Here is a 12,847-nt window from a genome sequence, read left to right as displayed (position 1 = left end):
TGTACCAGCGGCAGTCTATGGCGCGCTGACCGTCCGCGAAGGCAGCACAGTGTGAACTCCTCCGCGAACGGATTGACACATTGTCGCCTTCTCCGGTACTGCCGCCGCCGAAACGCACCCAGGAGGCTGATCTATGCTGTGCGGCCATGACCGTCTACGGCGGGCCCCGCCCGACCTCGCCCGCGGCGCCCGGTGGCCCTGAGGGCCGCAGTGGCTCTGGCGGGCCGCCGCGCGTCAAGCCGGACCCGTTGCTCTTCGGCGCGTTCGGCTTCCTGGTCGTGGCCGTCATCGTCGGGCTGGTCCTCGCGTTCCAGGGCGGCGGTGGTGGCGGCGGCGGGCCGAGCGCCGCCGAGCGGGCCTCGGGCGCGCCCGCCGAGCAGGCTCCGTCGCAGGCCGCACCGACGTCCGCGGCTCCCCCGCCGCCGTCGAGCGCCGCCCCGTCGCCGACCCCGCCGCAGGCGCTGATCCCGGCGAAGCCGACCCTGCTGCGCGCGTCGCACTCCAGCCTGTGCATGCAGGCCCAGGAGGGCAACGGCGGCGTCGCCACCCAGATGCCCTGCGACAACAACCCGACGCAGGTCTGGATGCCGCAGTCGGTCGCCGGCACGCGGGACGTGTTCGCGTTCGTCAACACGAAGGACAACCGCTGCCTCGACGTCAACGGCGGCTCCAAGGACAACGGCGCGCAGATCCTGCAGTGGGACTGCCACGGCGGCCCCAACCAGCAGTGGCGCCTGCAGCGCGACGGCGACGGCTTCCGGTTCGTCAGCCTCAACAGCGGCCGCTGCATCGGCGTCGACTCCGGCAGCCCCGCCCCGGGCGCCGCCGTCCGCCAGTGGGACTGCGACAACTCCCCCAACCAGCGCTGGCAGCTGCCGACCTGACGCCGCTACAGCGCCGCGATGTCGCGGGACTCCAGGATCTGCTTGGGCGCGCCGGACCGGGCGACGTGCAGCATCGCCCGGCCGATCTGCTGGGTGCTGGTGGCGATGCCCGGGGCGAAGCGGACCAGGGCCGCGCTCAGCGGGGTCAGGACCGTGTAGATCACGCGGAACAGGCGGACCTTGGACACCGCGCCGTGCATCGGCCGGATGAACCCGGGCCGGAACATGTAGGCCCGCAGGTCCATGGCGAGCAGCGCCTGCTCGGCGGTGCCCTTCACCTGCGCCCACTTCGCGCGGCGGTCGCCGCCGGTGCCGGCGCCGGACACGTAGACGAACGTGGAGCCCGGTGACACCGCCCTGGCGGCGGCGAGCGTGTAGTCGACGGTGATCCGCCGGTACACCTCCTCGGACATGCCGACGGAGGAGACGCCGAGGCAGAAGAAGCAGGCGTCGTAGCCGGCGAGGGGGACGCCGGTGAAGTCGGTGAAGTCGGTGTGCAGCGTCTCCCGCAGCTTCGGGTGGCGCTGGCCGGTCAGGGTGCGGCCGACGACCAGGACCTCGGTGACGTCGTCGGCGAGGAGGCACTCGCGGAGCACGCCCTTGCCGACCATGCCGGTCGCGCCGAAGACGATGACCTTCATGCCGACATCATCCCCCTCATGCCCGCAGGACCGACAGTGTGGCGCCCTTCAGCGTGGTGTACAGGTCGGAGTCGGTGAAGTCCGGGCCGGTCTCCTCGCCGATGTAGACGTCGACGTGCTTCGAGCCGCCCAGGCCGGGCGTGAACTCGTCGACGATCGTCCACGTCGGCGCCTTGAGCTTCGCGCACACGTCGGCGGTGACCTCGGCGGTGCCGCAGCGCAGCACGCTGAAGCGGGCGCCGGCACGCAGCACGTCACCGTCGGCGGCCGCCGACACCCACGGGACGAGCGGACGGCCGGCGGTGTCCCGCGGGGCGGTGTCCATCCAGTACCCGGTGTCGTAGGACCAGTTGAGGTACCGCCCGTCGGCGGTGCGGCCGGTCCCCTCGTCCTTGACGGCCTTCACGAACGACGCCGGGAACGTGCCCAGGTCCCGCTGGTCGTGCCCCTTCCGGCAGTCGATCGTGGGGCAGCCGGTGACCCGCTGCGACGCGCCGCCGTGCAGGGCCGCGACGGCCGTGTAGTACACGGTGACCTCCCAGCCCGCCGAGGTCACCGGGCTCGCACCAGACGCAAGAGTCGGCATACCCGACATGTCGGAGATGCCGGGTATCGCGCCGGTCTGCGGCGGGTGTCCGGGCGTCTCGGAGACGGATGCCACCGGGGTGTCGCCGGACGAGCACGCCGCCAGCGCCAGCACACACAGCAACAGCGCGTTTACCCGGACCACATCCTGATCTTCTAATCCTGAGGGCGGCGCCGCTCCTGTTTCCGCAGCGAGGTGAAGCGCTTGTCGGTCAGCCGCCGCTCGATCGCGCCCTTCGAGGGCTTTGTCCGTTTACGCGGCCGGGGCGGCGGCGCGATGGCCTGCGCGATCACCGCCACCAGGCGCTCCTCGGCCGCGCGCCGGTTCTGCAGCTGCGAGCGGTGCTCCGAGGCGACGATCGACAGCACCCCGTCGACGAGCCGGCCGGCGAGCCGCAGCAGGGCGCGCTCCTTCAGCGGCTCGGGCAGCGCCTGGGTGCCCGCCAGGTCGAACCTGAGCTCGACCCGGGAGTCGGTGGTGTTCACCGACTGCCCGCCGGGCCCGCCGGAGCGGCTGAACCGCCACGCCAGCTCGGCGCGCGGCAGTGCAATGTCGTCGGTGACCCGCAAGTCGTCGTCCACGCTGTCAAGGATGCGGGTTTCGGAGTGCATCTTGCACTCCAGGGTGACTTCGACGGTTGTTTAGGATCGGCTCGGGGTACTCTCGGCTCGCAGCGGGGACGCAGCGGAAAGGTGACACTGTGGCTGATGCCGTCGAGACGGCGCTGCTGGTCGAGGAGTTCGACGCTGAACAGATCACCCCGGTGCGGCACGCCGTGAGCCGGTCGGCCGCCGCCGTCGGCCTGCTCGGGCAGCGCCTGGAGGACTTCGTCCTGGCCGTCAACGAGATCGTCACCAATGCCGTGCGCCACGCCGGCGGCCGCGGCGCGGTGCGGCTGTGGACGCTCAACGGCATCCTGCTGTGCGAGGTCACCGACAAGGGCTCCGGCATCCCCGCGGAGCGGCTGGACGGTCAGACGCTCCCGCCGAGCAACGCGATCAGCGGCCGCGGCCTGTGGCTGGCCAGGCATCTCGTCGACGAGGTCACGGTCCTGTCGACGCCGGCGGGAACAATTGTCACGCTTCGCAGCGCCCTGGCGGGTTAGCATCCTGATCGTGCTCCGCCCCTCCTACCCCATCCTGACCGAGCGGCTGACGCTGCGCCCGTTCGCCGAGCGTGACTTCGCCGACCTGCACGCCCTCACCGGCGACCCGGACGTCGTGCGGTACCTGTACTGGGACGTCCACGACGAGGAGATGACCCGGGCCTCGCTGAAGAACCGGATGGCCCAGGACGCGCTCACCGAGGAGGGCCAGTGGCTGGTCCTCGCGATGGACCTCGACGGGCGCGTGATCGGCCAGGTGGTGCTCAAGTGGGAGAGCGCGCTGAGCCGCCAGGGCGAGCTCGGCTTCGTGCTGCACCCCGACTTCCAGGGCCGCGGCTATGCCCGTGAGGCGTCCGAGGCGATGCTGCGGCTCGGCTTCGAGGGGCTCGGCCTGCACCGCATCTGCGGCAAGTGCGACACCCGCAACGTGCCGTCGTGGCAGCTGCTCTCGCGGCTCGGGATGCGCCGCGAGGCACACTTCGTCGAGGACGAGCTGTTCAAGGGCGAGTTCGGCGACCAGTACGTCTACGCCATGCTCGACCGCGAGTGGCGGGCCCGCCGGACCTGAGCGTCAGACCTCGTCGGCGGGCGCCGGACCTGAGGGTCAGACCTCGTCGACGTAGAGCCACGTCCCGTCGGCGGTCTTCACGAACCGACTGGTGTCGTGCATCACTCCGGGCTTGCCGTCGGCCTCGTACCGCGCCTTGAACTCGACCGTGCCCTCGGTGTCGAAGAGCCCGCCGCCGGTGCGGTTCAGGATGTACAGGCCCTTCCAGTGCTGCCCGTCCTCGACCGTCAGCAGCCGCGGCCGGGTCTTCTCGTGCCAGGTGCGCAGCAGGAAGTCGCGGTCGCCGACGACGTACGCGCTGTACCGGGCGCGCATGAGCAGCTCGGCGCTCGGCGGCGCATCGGTGCCCCGGTGGAAGCGGCCGCAGCAGTCGTCGTAAGGCTCGCCGAGCCCACACGGACAGAGTGACATGTCAAGATTGTCCACGATGCTGCTGCGGGCTCACGCCGCGGACACGCTTGAACGCGGCGCTCAACGCGAAAGCACCCCCGTAGCCCACCCTCCTCGCCACGGCGCCGAGGGTCGCGCCGGGCTCCAGCAGCAGGTCGGCGGCGAGCGCCAGGCGCCACCCGGTCAGGTACGCCATCGGCGGCTCCCCCACGACCTCCGTGAACCGCCGCGCGAGCAGCGCCCGCGACACGCCCACCTTCTCCGCGAGGACCGCGACGGTCCACGGGTGCGCCGGGTTGTGGTGCAACAGCGCGAGAGCCGGCCCGACGACCGGGTCGGCCTGCGCCCGGTACCACCCCGGCGCGCCCTCCCCGGCCCGGTCCAGCCAGCCGCGCAGCGCCGAGATGAGCATCAGGTCCAGCAGCCGGTCCAGGACCGCCTCCTGCCCGGCCCGGTCCTTGGCGATCTCCTGCGCCAGCAGCTCGACGAGCGGCCCGTCCTCGCGCACCACGATGGCGTCCGGCAGAGCGCCCAGCAGCCGCCGGCCGACCTCGCCGGCCAGCTCGTAGGCGCCGGTGATGACGAGCGTCGGGCCGTCGGCGTCGGTACCCCAGGTGCGCACCCCCAGGTGCATGACGTCGGCGAGGTCCCGGCCGTCGGGGGTGGTGCACCGCTGCCCCGGGTGTATGACGATCTGCGGGTCGGTGCCGGGCGGGTCGGCGACGGTGTAGTGCCCCGGCCCGCGGATGACCATCACGTCCCCCGGCCCGATCGTCCGCGCCGCTCCGTCGTCGGGGATGTACGTGGCCTCGCCGCGCACCATCGCGACCAGCGCGAGGGGCGCCTCGTCACGGACCCGCAGCGACCACGGCGGCGTCAGCACCGACCGCAGCAGAAACGCCCCGCGGGCCCTCGGCCCGTCGAGCAGTGCCGTCAACGCGTCCACACCGTAGACGATGACACATGCATCGGCGATGCTCGGCCATGGCGCGTCTGCGGGTACACCGGATTGACTGATCCGCATGGAACAGTTGCGCAGCGTCGTCCTCGCCACCGCCACCCTGCTCGTCGGCCTGTCCGCGGGCGTCTTCTTCGCCTACTCCACGTCGGTCATGCTCGCCCTGGGCCGCGTCGAGGACCGCACGTTCGTCGAGGTCATGCAGAAGATCAACACCGCGATCCTCAACGGCTGGTTCCTGACCGCCTACGTCGGCGCCCTGCTCGCCGCGATCGCCGCCGTGCTGCTCCACCTCGGCGGCCCGCACCGCGCGATGCTGCCCTGGCTGATCGCGGCCACGCTGCTGTACGCCGTGGTCTTCATCGTCACGGCGGCGGTCAACGTACCGCTCAACGACCAGCTGGACGCGGCGGGCCTGACCGACCCCACCTCGGCCCGGGCCGCCTTCGAGGCCTCGTGGAACCGCTGGAACACGGTCCGCACGGTCTCCTCCGCCGGCGCCCTGCTGACCCTGGCGATCGCCCTCCTGAAGCACTGACCGCCCGTTCCCATGATCCGGAAGAGTTCTGGTCGCCAGGGCGACGAAAACTCTTCCGGATCATGAGGAACCGGGTCAGGTGGCGGTCGCGGCCGGGCGCAGCGGCTTCCAGTCGCGGTCGCGGGCGTGGGCGGCGCCGAGGATGCCCACCATGCAGGCGGCGTTGGTGACCTCGCCGCTCAGCGCCATCCCCACCGCCGTGTCGAGGTCGACCCAGTGCAGCTCCAGCTCCGCCTCCTCGTGGGTACGGGTGTGGCGGGAGGTCTCCGGCACCGGCGAGATGTCCCGGGCCAGGAACAGCCGGATCTTCTCGTTGGAGCAGCCGGGTGACGGGTGCACCTCGGCGAGGAGGTCCCACGTCGCGGCGGCGAGGTCGACCTCCTCGGCGAGCTCCCGGGCGGCCGCGTCGACGAGGGGCTCGCCCTCCACGTCGACGAGGCCCGCGGGCAGCTCCCACAGCACCTGCCGGACCGCCGGCCGGTACTGGCGGACCAGCGCCACCCGCCCGGCGGTGTCCACGGCGACGACCCCGACGGCGCCGACGTGCACCATGTAGTCGCGCAGGGCGGACCCGCCGCCGGGCATGGCGACGTCGTCGGTGAAGATCGCGAAGACCTTGTTGCGCAGCCGCTCCGTGTGCGACAGCACCTCATAGGTCATGCGTCGACCGTTTCCAGCTCGACGGGAAGGCGGTCGGCGGCGTTGTAGGTGACGGCCGCGCCGACGAACGCGGCGAACAGCGGGTGCGCGCGGGTCGGGCGGCTCTTGAGCTCCGGGTGGGCCTGGGTGGCGACGAAGAACGGGTGCCGCTCCCGGTCCAGCTCGACGAACTCGACCAGCCGGCCGTCCGGCGACGTGCCGGAGATGCGCAGCCCGGCGGAGGTCATGGCGTCGCGGTAGGCGTTGTTCACCTCGTACCGGTGGCGGTGCCGCTCCGACACCTCGGACGCGCCGTACGCGTCGGCGGTGAGCGTGCCGGGGGCGAGGACCGCCGGGTAGGCGCCGAGGCGCATCGTGCCGCCCAGGTCACCCTTGCCGGCGACGATGTCCTCCTGGTCCGCCATGGTGGAGATGACCGGGTCGGTGGCGTCGCCGTCGAACTCGACGGAGTTGGCGCCGGCGACGCCGCCGACGTTGCGCAGGACCTCGATCGTCATGCACTGCAGGCCGAGGCACAGGCCGAGGGTCGGGATGCCGTGCTCGCGGGTGTACTGCGAGGCGCCGATCTTGCCTTCGATGCCGCGGACGCCGAAGCCGCCGGGGATGACGACGCCGTCGACGCCGGCGAGGGCCTGGGCGGCGCCGGCCGGGGTGGTGCAGGTGTCGCTGGGCACCCAGCGGATCTCGACCCGGGCGCGGTGCGCGAAGCCGGCGGCGCGGACGGCCTCGGTGACCGACAGGTACGCGTCGGGCAGGTCGACGTACTTGCCGACGATCGCGACGGTGACGGTCTGCCGCGGGTGGTGGACCCGCTCGAGGAGGTCGTCCCACTTCTTCCACGCCACGTCGCGGAAGGACAGGCCGAGGCGGCGCACGACGTACGCGTCGAGGCCCTCCTCGTGCAGCACGCGGGGGATGTCGTAGATGCTCGGCGCGTCCGGCGCGGACACGACCGCCTCGGCGTCGACGTCGCAGTACAGGGCGAGCTTGTTCTTCGTCTTCTCCGGGATCTGCCGGTCGGAGCGGCAGACGAGCGCGTCGGGCTGGATGCCGATGCTGCGCAGCGCGGCGACGGAGTGCTGGGTCGGCTTGGTCTTCAGCTCGCCGCTCGGCGCCAGGTACGGCACCAGCGACACGTGCAGGAAGAAGCAGTTGTCCCGGCCGATGTCGTGGCGGACCTGGCGGATCGCCTCGAGGAACGGCAGCGACTCGATGTCGCCGACGGTGCCGCCGACCTCGGTGATGATCACGTCGGGGGCGACGCCGTCCGCGTCGGGCGCGGACATCGCCCGGATGCGGGCCTTGATCTCGTTGGTGACGTGCGGGATGACCTGGACGGTGTCGCCGAGGTACTCGCCGCGCCGCTCCTTGGCGATGACCGCCGAGTAGATCTGGCCGGTCGTGACGTTGGCGTTGCGGGACAGGTCCTGGTCCAGGAACCGCTCGTAGTGACCGATGTCGAGGTCGGTCTCGGCGCCGTCCTCGGTGACGAACACCTCACCGTGCTGGAACGGGTTCATGGTGCCGGGGTCGACGTTGAGGTAGGGGTCCAGCTTCTGCATGACGACCCGCAGACCGCGGGCGCTGAGGAGACTGCCGAGGCTGGAGCCGGTCAGACCCTTGCCGAGTGAGGAGGCGACGCCCCCGGTGACGAAGATGTGCTTAGCCTGCCGGCTCGCACCGGTCCGTGTCGAAGAGCGATCCACGGGAGTTCAGCCTAACAGCAGGTGAACGGGGCCGCTTCGGACACTCCGGGCCGCCCAGCCTGCGGGAAAATCACCGGGTGCGGTCGTCGGCGTGGTCGAGGACGCGCAGGCACGCGAGGACGGTCAATGGCGCGGCGGTGGCGAGGGCGGCCCCGAGGACGTTGAGCGACACCCCCTCGATGACCCCGGCGAGCAGGCTGGCCAGCACCAACCCGGCCAGGGCGCCCCGGACCGGCGGGAACACGCCGAGCAGCCGGCGGAACCCGCCCCAGTCGCGCAGCAGCACGAACGTCACGTAGAGAACGGTGCCGATGACGAGGATGGTGAGCGGGCTGGTGACGGTTGTCACCACGTTGGCCTCGCCGATGCGCCGGGCGATGTAACCGACGGTGCCGTCCTGGGTGCGCACGAGGAGCCGCCCGACGCTGCTGCGCTGCGCCTCGGGGCGGAAGAGGTCGAGGACGCCGATGCCGGCGGTGACGGTGAGCGCGGCGACGGCCGCCCAGACCAGGCGGGTCATCGTGAGCCAGCCGCCGACGGCGAGGGCGGCGGCCGCGCACACCCCGGCGGTCAGCGCGACCGCTCCCGAGGCGTCGGCGCCGAGGTACGGGCTGCCGATGACGACCAGCCCGGCCCCGCCGACGACGGCCATGACGAACGGCCGCCATCGCCGCTCGAAGCGCTGCGCGAGGCTGGCGCCACCGAGCAGGACGCCGGTGACGAGCAGCCCGAGGCCGATGACGCCGACGCCCGCGTAGCGCCCGCCGGCCGCGGCGGAGTAGCCGGCGACCCCGTTGAGCTGCAGCCGCGCCCCGGTGAGCACGTCGAGGGCGACGGCGAGCGCGCCGACGGCGGCGACCCCGCCGAGCGGGGCGTTGGCGCGGCTGCGCGAGGAGGTCAGCGCGATGACGGCGGTGGCGACGGCGAGCGCGGCGAGGGTGACGCCGCCGAACCCGAGGCCGGGCGACGACCACCGCCACCAGGGCAGCAGGTCGGCGACAAGCGCGGCGGGCACGGCGAGCGACGCGGCGATGAGCAGCACCTCGGCGGCGCGCACGACGACCCGCGGGGCGGGCGGGTGGGCGATCGGCCCGGCCGGCCGGCGGGCCCACCGCAGCAGCGGCACGACGAGCAGGAACAGGGCCAGCTCGGCGACGACGAGGAGCAGGAAGAAGTTGGAGCCGACCCGCTGCTGCACGCTGGCTTCGCGGTCGGCGTCGGCGAGGCGTTCGACGGCCTGGTCGACGGACGCGGGCCGGCCGTCGCTCATGGTGGCGGCGCCGCCGGCGAAGAGCTTGCCGGGAATCGGCCGGTCCAGCGCCGAGAGGGCGGTCGGGGCGAGGTCGACGACCTGCACGTACCCGGGCCGGGACGTGGACGTCGAGGTGAGCCAGCCGCCGGTGTAGCCGGGGCCCTGCGCGATCGCGACGTGCAGGCGGCTGCTGGCGTCGAGGTCGGAGAGGCCGGCGAGCACGACGACGGCGCGGTCGGGGCGGTTGGCGATGACGGCGGCGAGCCCGGCGTCGGCGCGGCGGGCGTCGGAGGCGCGGGAAGCTGCGTCGCTGCCGGCGATCTGGCCGAGGTCGACGATGGACAGCGCGCACGCGGACAGGAGGTTCTCGTCGACGGCGTCGGCGTAGCGGTCGACCCGCCCGTACGGCCTGGCGGCGGCGACGGCGGCGCCCGGGCCGACGGCGGTGGTGCAGCGGACACCTTCGGCGAGCGCGCCCGGCTGGGCGCCCCAGTGCAGGGCGCGGTTCTTGGCGACGACCCCGCCGAGGTCGGGCAGCGACGCGCCGGTCCTGGTCTGGTCGGCGGAGATCGACACCTGCAGCGGCGGGCACGTGGACGTGATGGGGCCGGTGGTGAACGTGGCGTAGTTGCCGGCGCCGAGGGTGAGCCAGCCGTCGCCAGCGCAGGTGACCCGCCGCGCGGAGCGCACGGACAGCGCGCCGATGGCGCCGTTCTCCGCCAGCTGCCACATGGTGGGGGTGTCGGTCGGGTTGACGTCGTCCCAGCGCAGCCCGGCGACCCCGACGATGATCACGTAGTCGGCGGACGGCGGGACGGCCTCGGCGGCGGGCCGCGGGATGAGGGCGAGCAGCGCGACGAACCCGACGAGCAGGGACAGCAGCGCCGGGGTGAAACGGTGCAGCCGGTGCCGCATCAACGGTCCCCGCTGGCGCGTACCTGTGCGTACACCGCCTCGACCTGGTCCAGGGTGTCGCGCTCGGTCGGCCAGGTGGCGGCGCGGGCCTGGCCCCGCTTGCCGAGCGCCGCCAGCTCCTGCGGGTCGGCGAGCAGCGCCTCGGCGGCGGCGGTGAAGCCTTCGACGTCATGCGGCTCGACCAGCCGGGCGCCGTCGCCGACGACCTCCGGGATGCCGCCGACGGAGGTCGCGAGCAGCGGTACACCGGCGGCGAGCGCCTCCTGGACGAACAGCGGCTGCCCCTCCCACACGCTGGTGACCACGACCAGGTCGGCGGCGGCGAGCAGGTCCGGGACGTCCTCGCGGTAGCCGAGCAGGTGGACGGGCGCGTGCTCGGCGGAGATCCGCTGCGCGAGCGTCATGTAGGACGGGCCGCTGCCGGCGATCGCCACGTACGGCTGCGGCTCCGACCACCGCGCGGCGACCAGGTTCTCGAAGCCCTTCTGCGGGTGCAGGCGGCCGACGGCGAGGACGAGCGGCCGGCCCTCCTCGACGCCGAGCTCCTCGCGGACCTCGTCGCGGGTGCGGGCGGGCGGCGGCAGGACGGGCGCGGGCACGAGCGCGAGCCGGACGTCGCGGCCGCCGAGCTCCCGGATCCGCTCGACGAGGTCGGTGGAGACGCCGAGGGCGACGTCGGCGCTGCGGGCGACCCGCCGCTCGAGGGGGCCGTAGAGCCTCGCCCGCAGTCCTTTGGCGAGGACGAGGTTGTGCCAGGTGACGACGAGCGGGATGCCGGCCGGCCGGGCGAGCGCGGCGACGAACCCGGCGCGCAGCCCGTGCGCGTGGACGACGTCGATGTTCCGCAGCGACCGGCGCAGCGCCCGGACGGCGAGGACGTCACCGGGCTGGGGGCTGGCGGGGATCTCGACGGGCACGAACCGCGCGCCACGCCGGGCGAACCCGAACTGCTCATCGGTGGCGGCCGGGCCGTGCACGCTGACGTCGGCGCCGCGCCCGGCGAGCCCGTCGACGAGCATGCCGACGTGCCGCCCGACGCCACCGGTGCTCGACGCCAGGACCAACGCGATGCGGGCGGCTCCCACCCTCAGCCCCTTCTGTGTCTGAGTCGCTGCAGGGTCCGCCGGTCCATGACCGCCACCCCGGCGAGGAACACCACCGCCACCGCGACTCCGCACAGCATGCCCTGTGCGACGGCGGCGGGCACACCTGGGGTGTCGCTGCCCCATACGGCATTTCTGAGCATCAATGCCACGGTCGTGGCGGCGGCCGCCGACGTGGCGGCGGCGGCAGTCGTGCGGCCGGCGCCCGCGACCGCTTCGGCGCCGGCCCGGGCGCGGACGGCCAGCCAGAGCGCGGCCGCGAGCACGAGCATGCCGATCGAGTTGGCCGCCGCGAGCGCGGCGACGCGCCGGTCGAGCGGCAGCGCCACCGCGAGCGGCACGGCGGTGGCGGCGACGACGGCCCAGCCGACGCCGGTCGCCCAGGCGGCGGGGTACGCGTTGCCGCCCGCGTACAGGGCCCTCGACAGCAGCGCGAACAGCCCGTAGCCGACCAGCCCGGGGGCGAACCAGGTGATGCCGCCGGCGAGCTGGCCGATGTCCGGCGGCCTCGACGACAGCTCGGCGAGCACGACCGCGACCGGCTCGGCGAGCACGACCAGCGCGGCCGCGCCGAGGAACGTGACGACGACCACGGTCCGCAGGGCCGGCGCGAGCGCCTCCGCGAACCCGCGCCGGTCCTTCGCCTCGCCGGCCTCCGCCAGCCCCGGGTACGCGGTCGTCGCCACCGGCACGGCGAGCACCGCCCACGGCAGCAGGTAGATCGTCTGGGCGAGGCTGTAGACGACGACGGCGCCCTTGCCGGCGTAGCCGCTGAGCGCGATCGCGAGCCCGAGCACCAGCTGCTGGCTGCCGACGGTGACGATCCCGGCGACGACGAGCGGCTTCAGGGTGCGCACCTCGCCGACGTCGAACCGCAGCGTCGGGCGCAGCCTCAGGTCGAGCCGGCGCAGCGGGATGAGCAGGCTGAGCGTCAGGACCGCGACCGCGAGGGTGGTGCCGCCGGACAGCAGCCACAGGTCGCCGGTGTCCACCTGGCCGAGGTCCGCGCCGCGCCCGGCGAGCCGCCCGAACGTCACGTACACCGTCATCACCGTCACGCTGGACAGCAGCGGCGCGATGACCGGCCACGCGAACCGCCGGTAGGTCTGCAGGGTGCCCGTCAGCACGATGCCGATCCCGTACAGCGGCAGCTGCGGCGCGAACACCCGCAGCATGTCCGTCCCGGCGTCGACGGCCCCGGCCGGCTGCCCGGGCATCAGCAGCCCGACGAGCGGCCGGGCGAGGAGCGCGACGAGGACCGACATCGGCACGAGCAGCAGCAGGACCCAGCCGAGCAGCGCCGACACCGTCCGGGCCACGGCCTGCCGGTCCTGGCGGGCCACCGACCCGGCGAGCAGCGGCACCACGAGACTGGCGAGGGCACCGCCGGCGACGAGCTCGAAGATGATGTTCGGGATGGTGTTCGCCGCGGTGTACGCGTTGCCGAGGTACGTCGGCCCGACGGACCAGTTGAACACCAGAATGCGCGCAAATCCGGCAATCCGGCTCAGCATGGTGAGCCCCGCGACCAACGCCGCGGC

Annotated in this window: 14 protein-coding genes; 4 read left to right on the top strand and 10 right to left on the bottom strand. The window is 73.3% G+C overall.

Annotated features, from left to right (window positions below; all coding sequences use genetic code 11):
- Window positions 1–146 precede the first annotated feature (146 nt).
- Window positions 147–884 (top strand): RICIN domain-containing protein, encoded by a 738-nt coding sequence (locus AB0J72_RS51265; protein WP_363413974.1) that lies wholly within the window; start codon window positions 147–149, stop codon window positions 882–884.
- 5 nt (window positions 885–889) lie between these two features.
- On the opposite strand, the gene AB0J72_RS51260 is transcribed toward AB0J72_RS51265, so the two are convergent.
- The 3 genes from AB0J72_RS51260 to arfB form a co-directional block, all read right to left on the bottom strand.
- The gene (locus AB0J72_RS51260) at window positions 890–1,525 is read right to left on the bottom strand and encodes an epimerase (protein WP_344513276.1); all 636 of its coding nucleotides are present in this window, start codon (window positions 1,523–1,525) and stop codon (window positions 890–892) included.
- A 16-nt stretch (window positions 1,526–1,541) separates the two neighbouring features.
- A complete protein-coding gene (locus AB0J72_RS51255) occupies window positions 1,542–2,081 on the bottom strand; it encodes a hypothetical protein (protein WP_363413971.1) in 540 nt (179 codons plus the stop codon).
- A gap of 185 nt (window positions 2,082–2,266) precedes the next feature.
- Complete coding sequence (gene arfB / locus AB0J72_RS51250; protein WP_363413968.1) at window positions 2,267–2,692, bottom strand: alternative ribosome rescue aminoacyl-tRNA hydrolase ArfB; 426 nt, start codon at window positions 2,690–2,692, stop codon at window positions 2,267–2,269.
- Window positions 2,693–2,811: 119 nt separating this feature from the next.
- Between arfB and AB0J72_RS51245 the strand changes: the two genes are divergently transcribed.
- Both AB0J72_RS51245 and AB0J72_RS51240 read left to right on the top strand, forming a co-directional pair.
- Window positions 2,812–3,216, top strand: coding sequence for an ATP-binding protein (locus tag AB0J72_RS51245; RefSeq protein ID WP_344513282.1), 405 nt, complete (start codon window positions 2,812–2,814; stop codon window positions 3,214–3,216).
- A gap of 10 nt (window positions 3,217–3,226) precedes the next feature.
- Complete coding sequence (locus AB0J72_RS51240) at window positions 3,227–3,784, top strand: GNAT family N-acetyltransferase (RefSeq protein ID WP_363413965.1); 558 nt, start codon at window positions 3,227–3,229, stop codon at window positions 3,782–3,784.
- Between the two features lie 36 nt (window positions 3,785–3,820).
- Here the strand turns inward: AB0J72_RS51240 and AB0J72_RS51235 are convergent, their stop codons facing one another.
- Together AB0J72_RS51235 and AB0J72_RS51230 are read right to left on the bottom strand one after the other, a co-directional pair.
- Window positions 3,821–4,195 (bottom strand): YchJ family metal-binding protein, encoded by a 375-nt coding sequence (locus AB0J72_RS51235; protein ID WP_363413962.1) that lies wholly within the window; start codon window positions 4,193–4,195, stop codon window positions 3,821–3,823.
- Window position 4,196: 1 nt separating this feature from the next.
- Window positions 4,197–5,120, bottom strand: a complete 924-nt coding sequence (locus AB0J72_RS51230; protein ID WP_363413959.1) for an AraC family transcriptional regulator — start codon at window positions 5,118–5,120, stop codon at window positions 4,197–4,199.
- 76 nt (window positions 5,121–5,196) lie between these two features.
- Between AB0J72_RS51230 and AB0J72_RS51225 the strand changes: the two genes are divergently transcribed.
- Entirely contained in the window at window positions 5,197–5,670 is a 474-nt protein-coding gene (locus tag AB0J72_RS51225; RefSeq protein ID WP_363413956.1) for an anthrone oxygenase family protein, read from the top strand.
- A gap of 75 nt (window positions 5,671–5,745) precedes the next feature.
- On the opposite strand, the gene AB0J72_RS51220 is transcribed toward AB0J72_RS51225, so the two are convergent.
- From AB0J72_RS51220 to AB0J72_RS51200, 5 genes are all read right to left on the bottom strand, one after another.
- Window positions 5,746–6,330 (bottom strand): NUDIX hydrolase, encoded by a 585-nt coding sequence (locus AB0J72_RS51220; RefSeq protein WP_363413954.1) that lies wholly within the window; start codon window positions 6,328–6,330, stop codon window positions 5,746–5,748.
- A complete protein-coding gene (locus tag AB0J72_RS51215; RefSeq protein ID WP_363413951.1) occupies window positions 6,327–8,036 on the bottom strand; it encodes a CTP synthase in 1,710 nt (569 codons plus the stop codon). The genes AB0J72_RS51220 and AB0J72_RS51215 overlap by 4 nt, the downstream gene beginning before the upstream one ends.
- Before the next feature lie 70 nt (window positions 8,037–8,106).
- Entirely contained in the window at window positions 8,107–10,203 is a 2,097-nt protein-coding gene (locus AB0J72_RS51210; RefSeq protein ID WP_363413948.1) for a hypothetical protein, read from the bottom strand.
- The gene (locus AB0J72_RS51205) at window positions 10,203–11,288 is read right to left on the bottom strand and encodes a glycosyltransferase family 4 protein (protein ID WP_363413945.1); all 1,086 of its coding nucleotides are present in this window, start codon (window positions 11,286–11,288) and stop codon (window positions 10,203–10,205) included. The genes AB0J72_RS51210 and AB0J72_RS51205 overlap by 1 nt, the downstream gene beginning before the upstream one ends.
- A 2-nt stretch (window positions 11,289–11,290) precedes the next feature.
- A complete protein-coding gene (locus AB0J72_RS51200) occupies window positions 11,291–12,820 on the bottom strand; it encodes a lipid II flippase MurJ (protein ID WP_363413942.1) in 1,530 nt (509 codons plus the stop codon).
- Window positions 12,821–12,847: the final 27 nt, after the last annotated feature.

This window comes from Dactylosporangium sp. NPDC049742, from assembly GCF_040674675.1.
In the GTDB taxonomy this organism is placed as follows: Bacteria; Actinomycetota; Actinomycetes; order Mycobacteriales; family Micromonosporaceae; genus Dactylosporangium; species Dactylosporangium maewongense.
The sequence above is the reverse complement of the archived record's forward strand: the minus strand, read 5'-3'. Positions and strand labels throughout refer to the sequence as shown.

Bases quoted from the DNA above. Each gene is read 5' to 3' on its own strand.
- AB0J72_RS51265 (WP_363413974.1), top strand. From the start codon at position 147: ATGACCGTCTACGGCGGGCCCCGCCCGACCTCGCCCGCGGCGCCCGGT.
- AB0J72_RS51260 (WP_344513276.1), bottom strand. From the start codon at position 1,525: ATGAAGGTCATCGTCTTCGGCGCGACCGGCATGGTCGGCAAGGGCGTG.
- AB0J72_RS51235 (WP_363413962.1), bottom strand. From the start codon at position 4,195: ATGTCACTCTGTCCGTGTGGGCTCGGCGAGCCTTACGACGACTGCTGC.
- AB0J72_RS51225 (WP_363413956.1), top strand. From the start codon at position 5,197: ATGGAACAGTTGCGCAGCGTCGTCCTCGCCACCGCCACCCTGCTCGTC.
- AB0J72_RS51220 (WP_363413954.1), bottom strand. From the start codon at position 6,330: ATGACCTATGAGGTGCTGTCGCACACGGAGCGGCTGCGCAACAAGGTC.
- AB0J72_RS51210 (WP_363413948.1), bottom strand. From the start codon at position 10,203: ATGCGGCACCGGCTGCACCGTTTCACCCCGGCGCTGCTGTCCCTGCTC.
- AB0J72_RS51200 (WP_363413942.1), bottom strand. From the start codon at position 12,820: ATGCTGAGCCGGATTGCCGGATTTGCGCGCATTCTGGTGTTCAACTGG.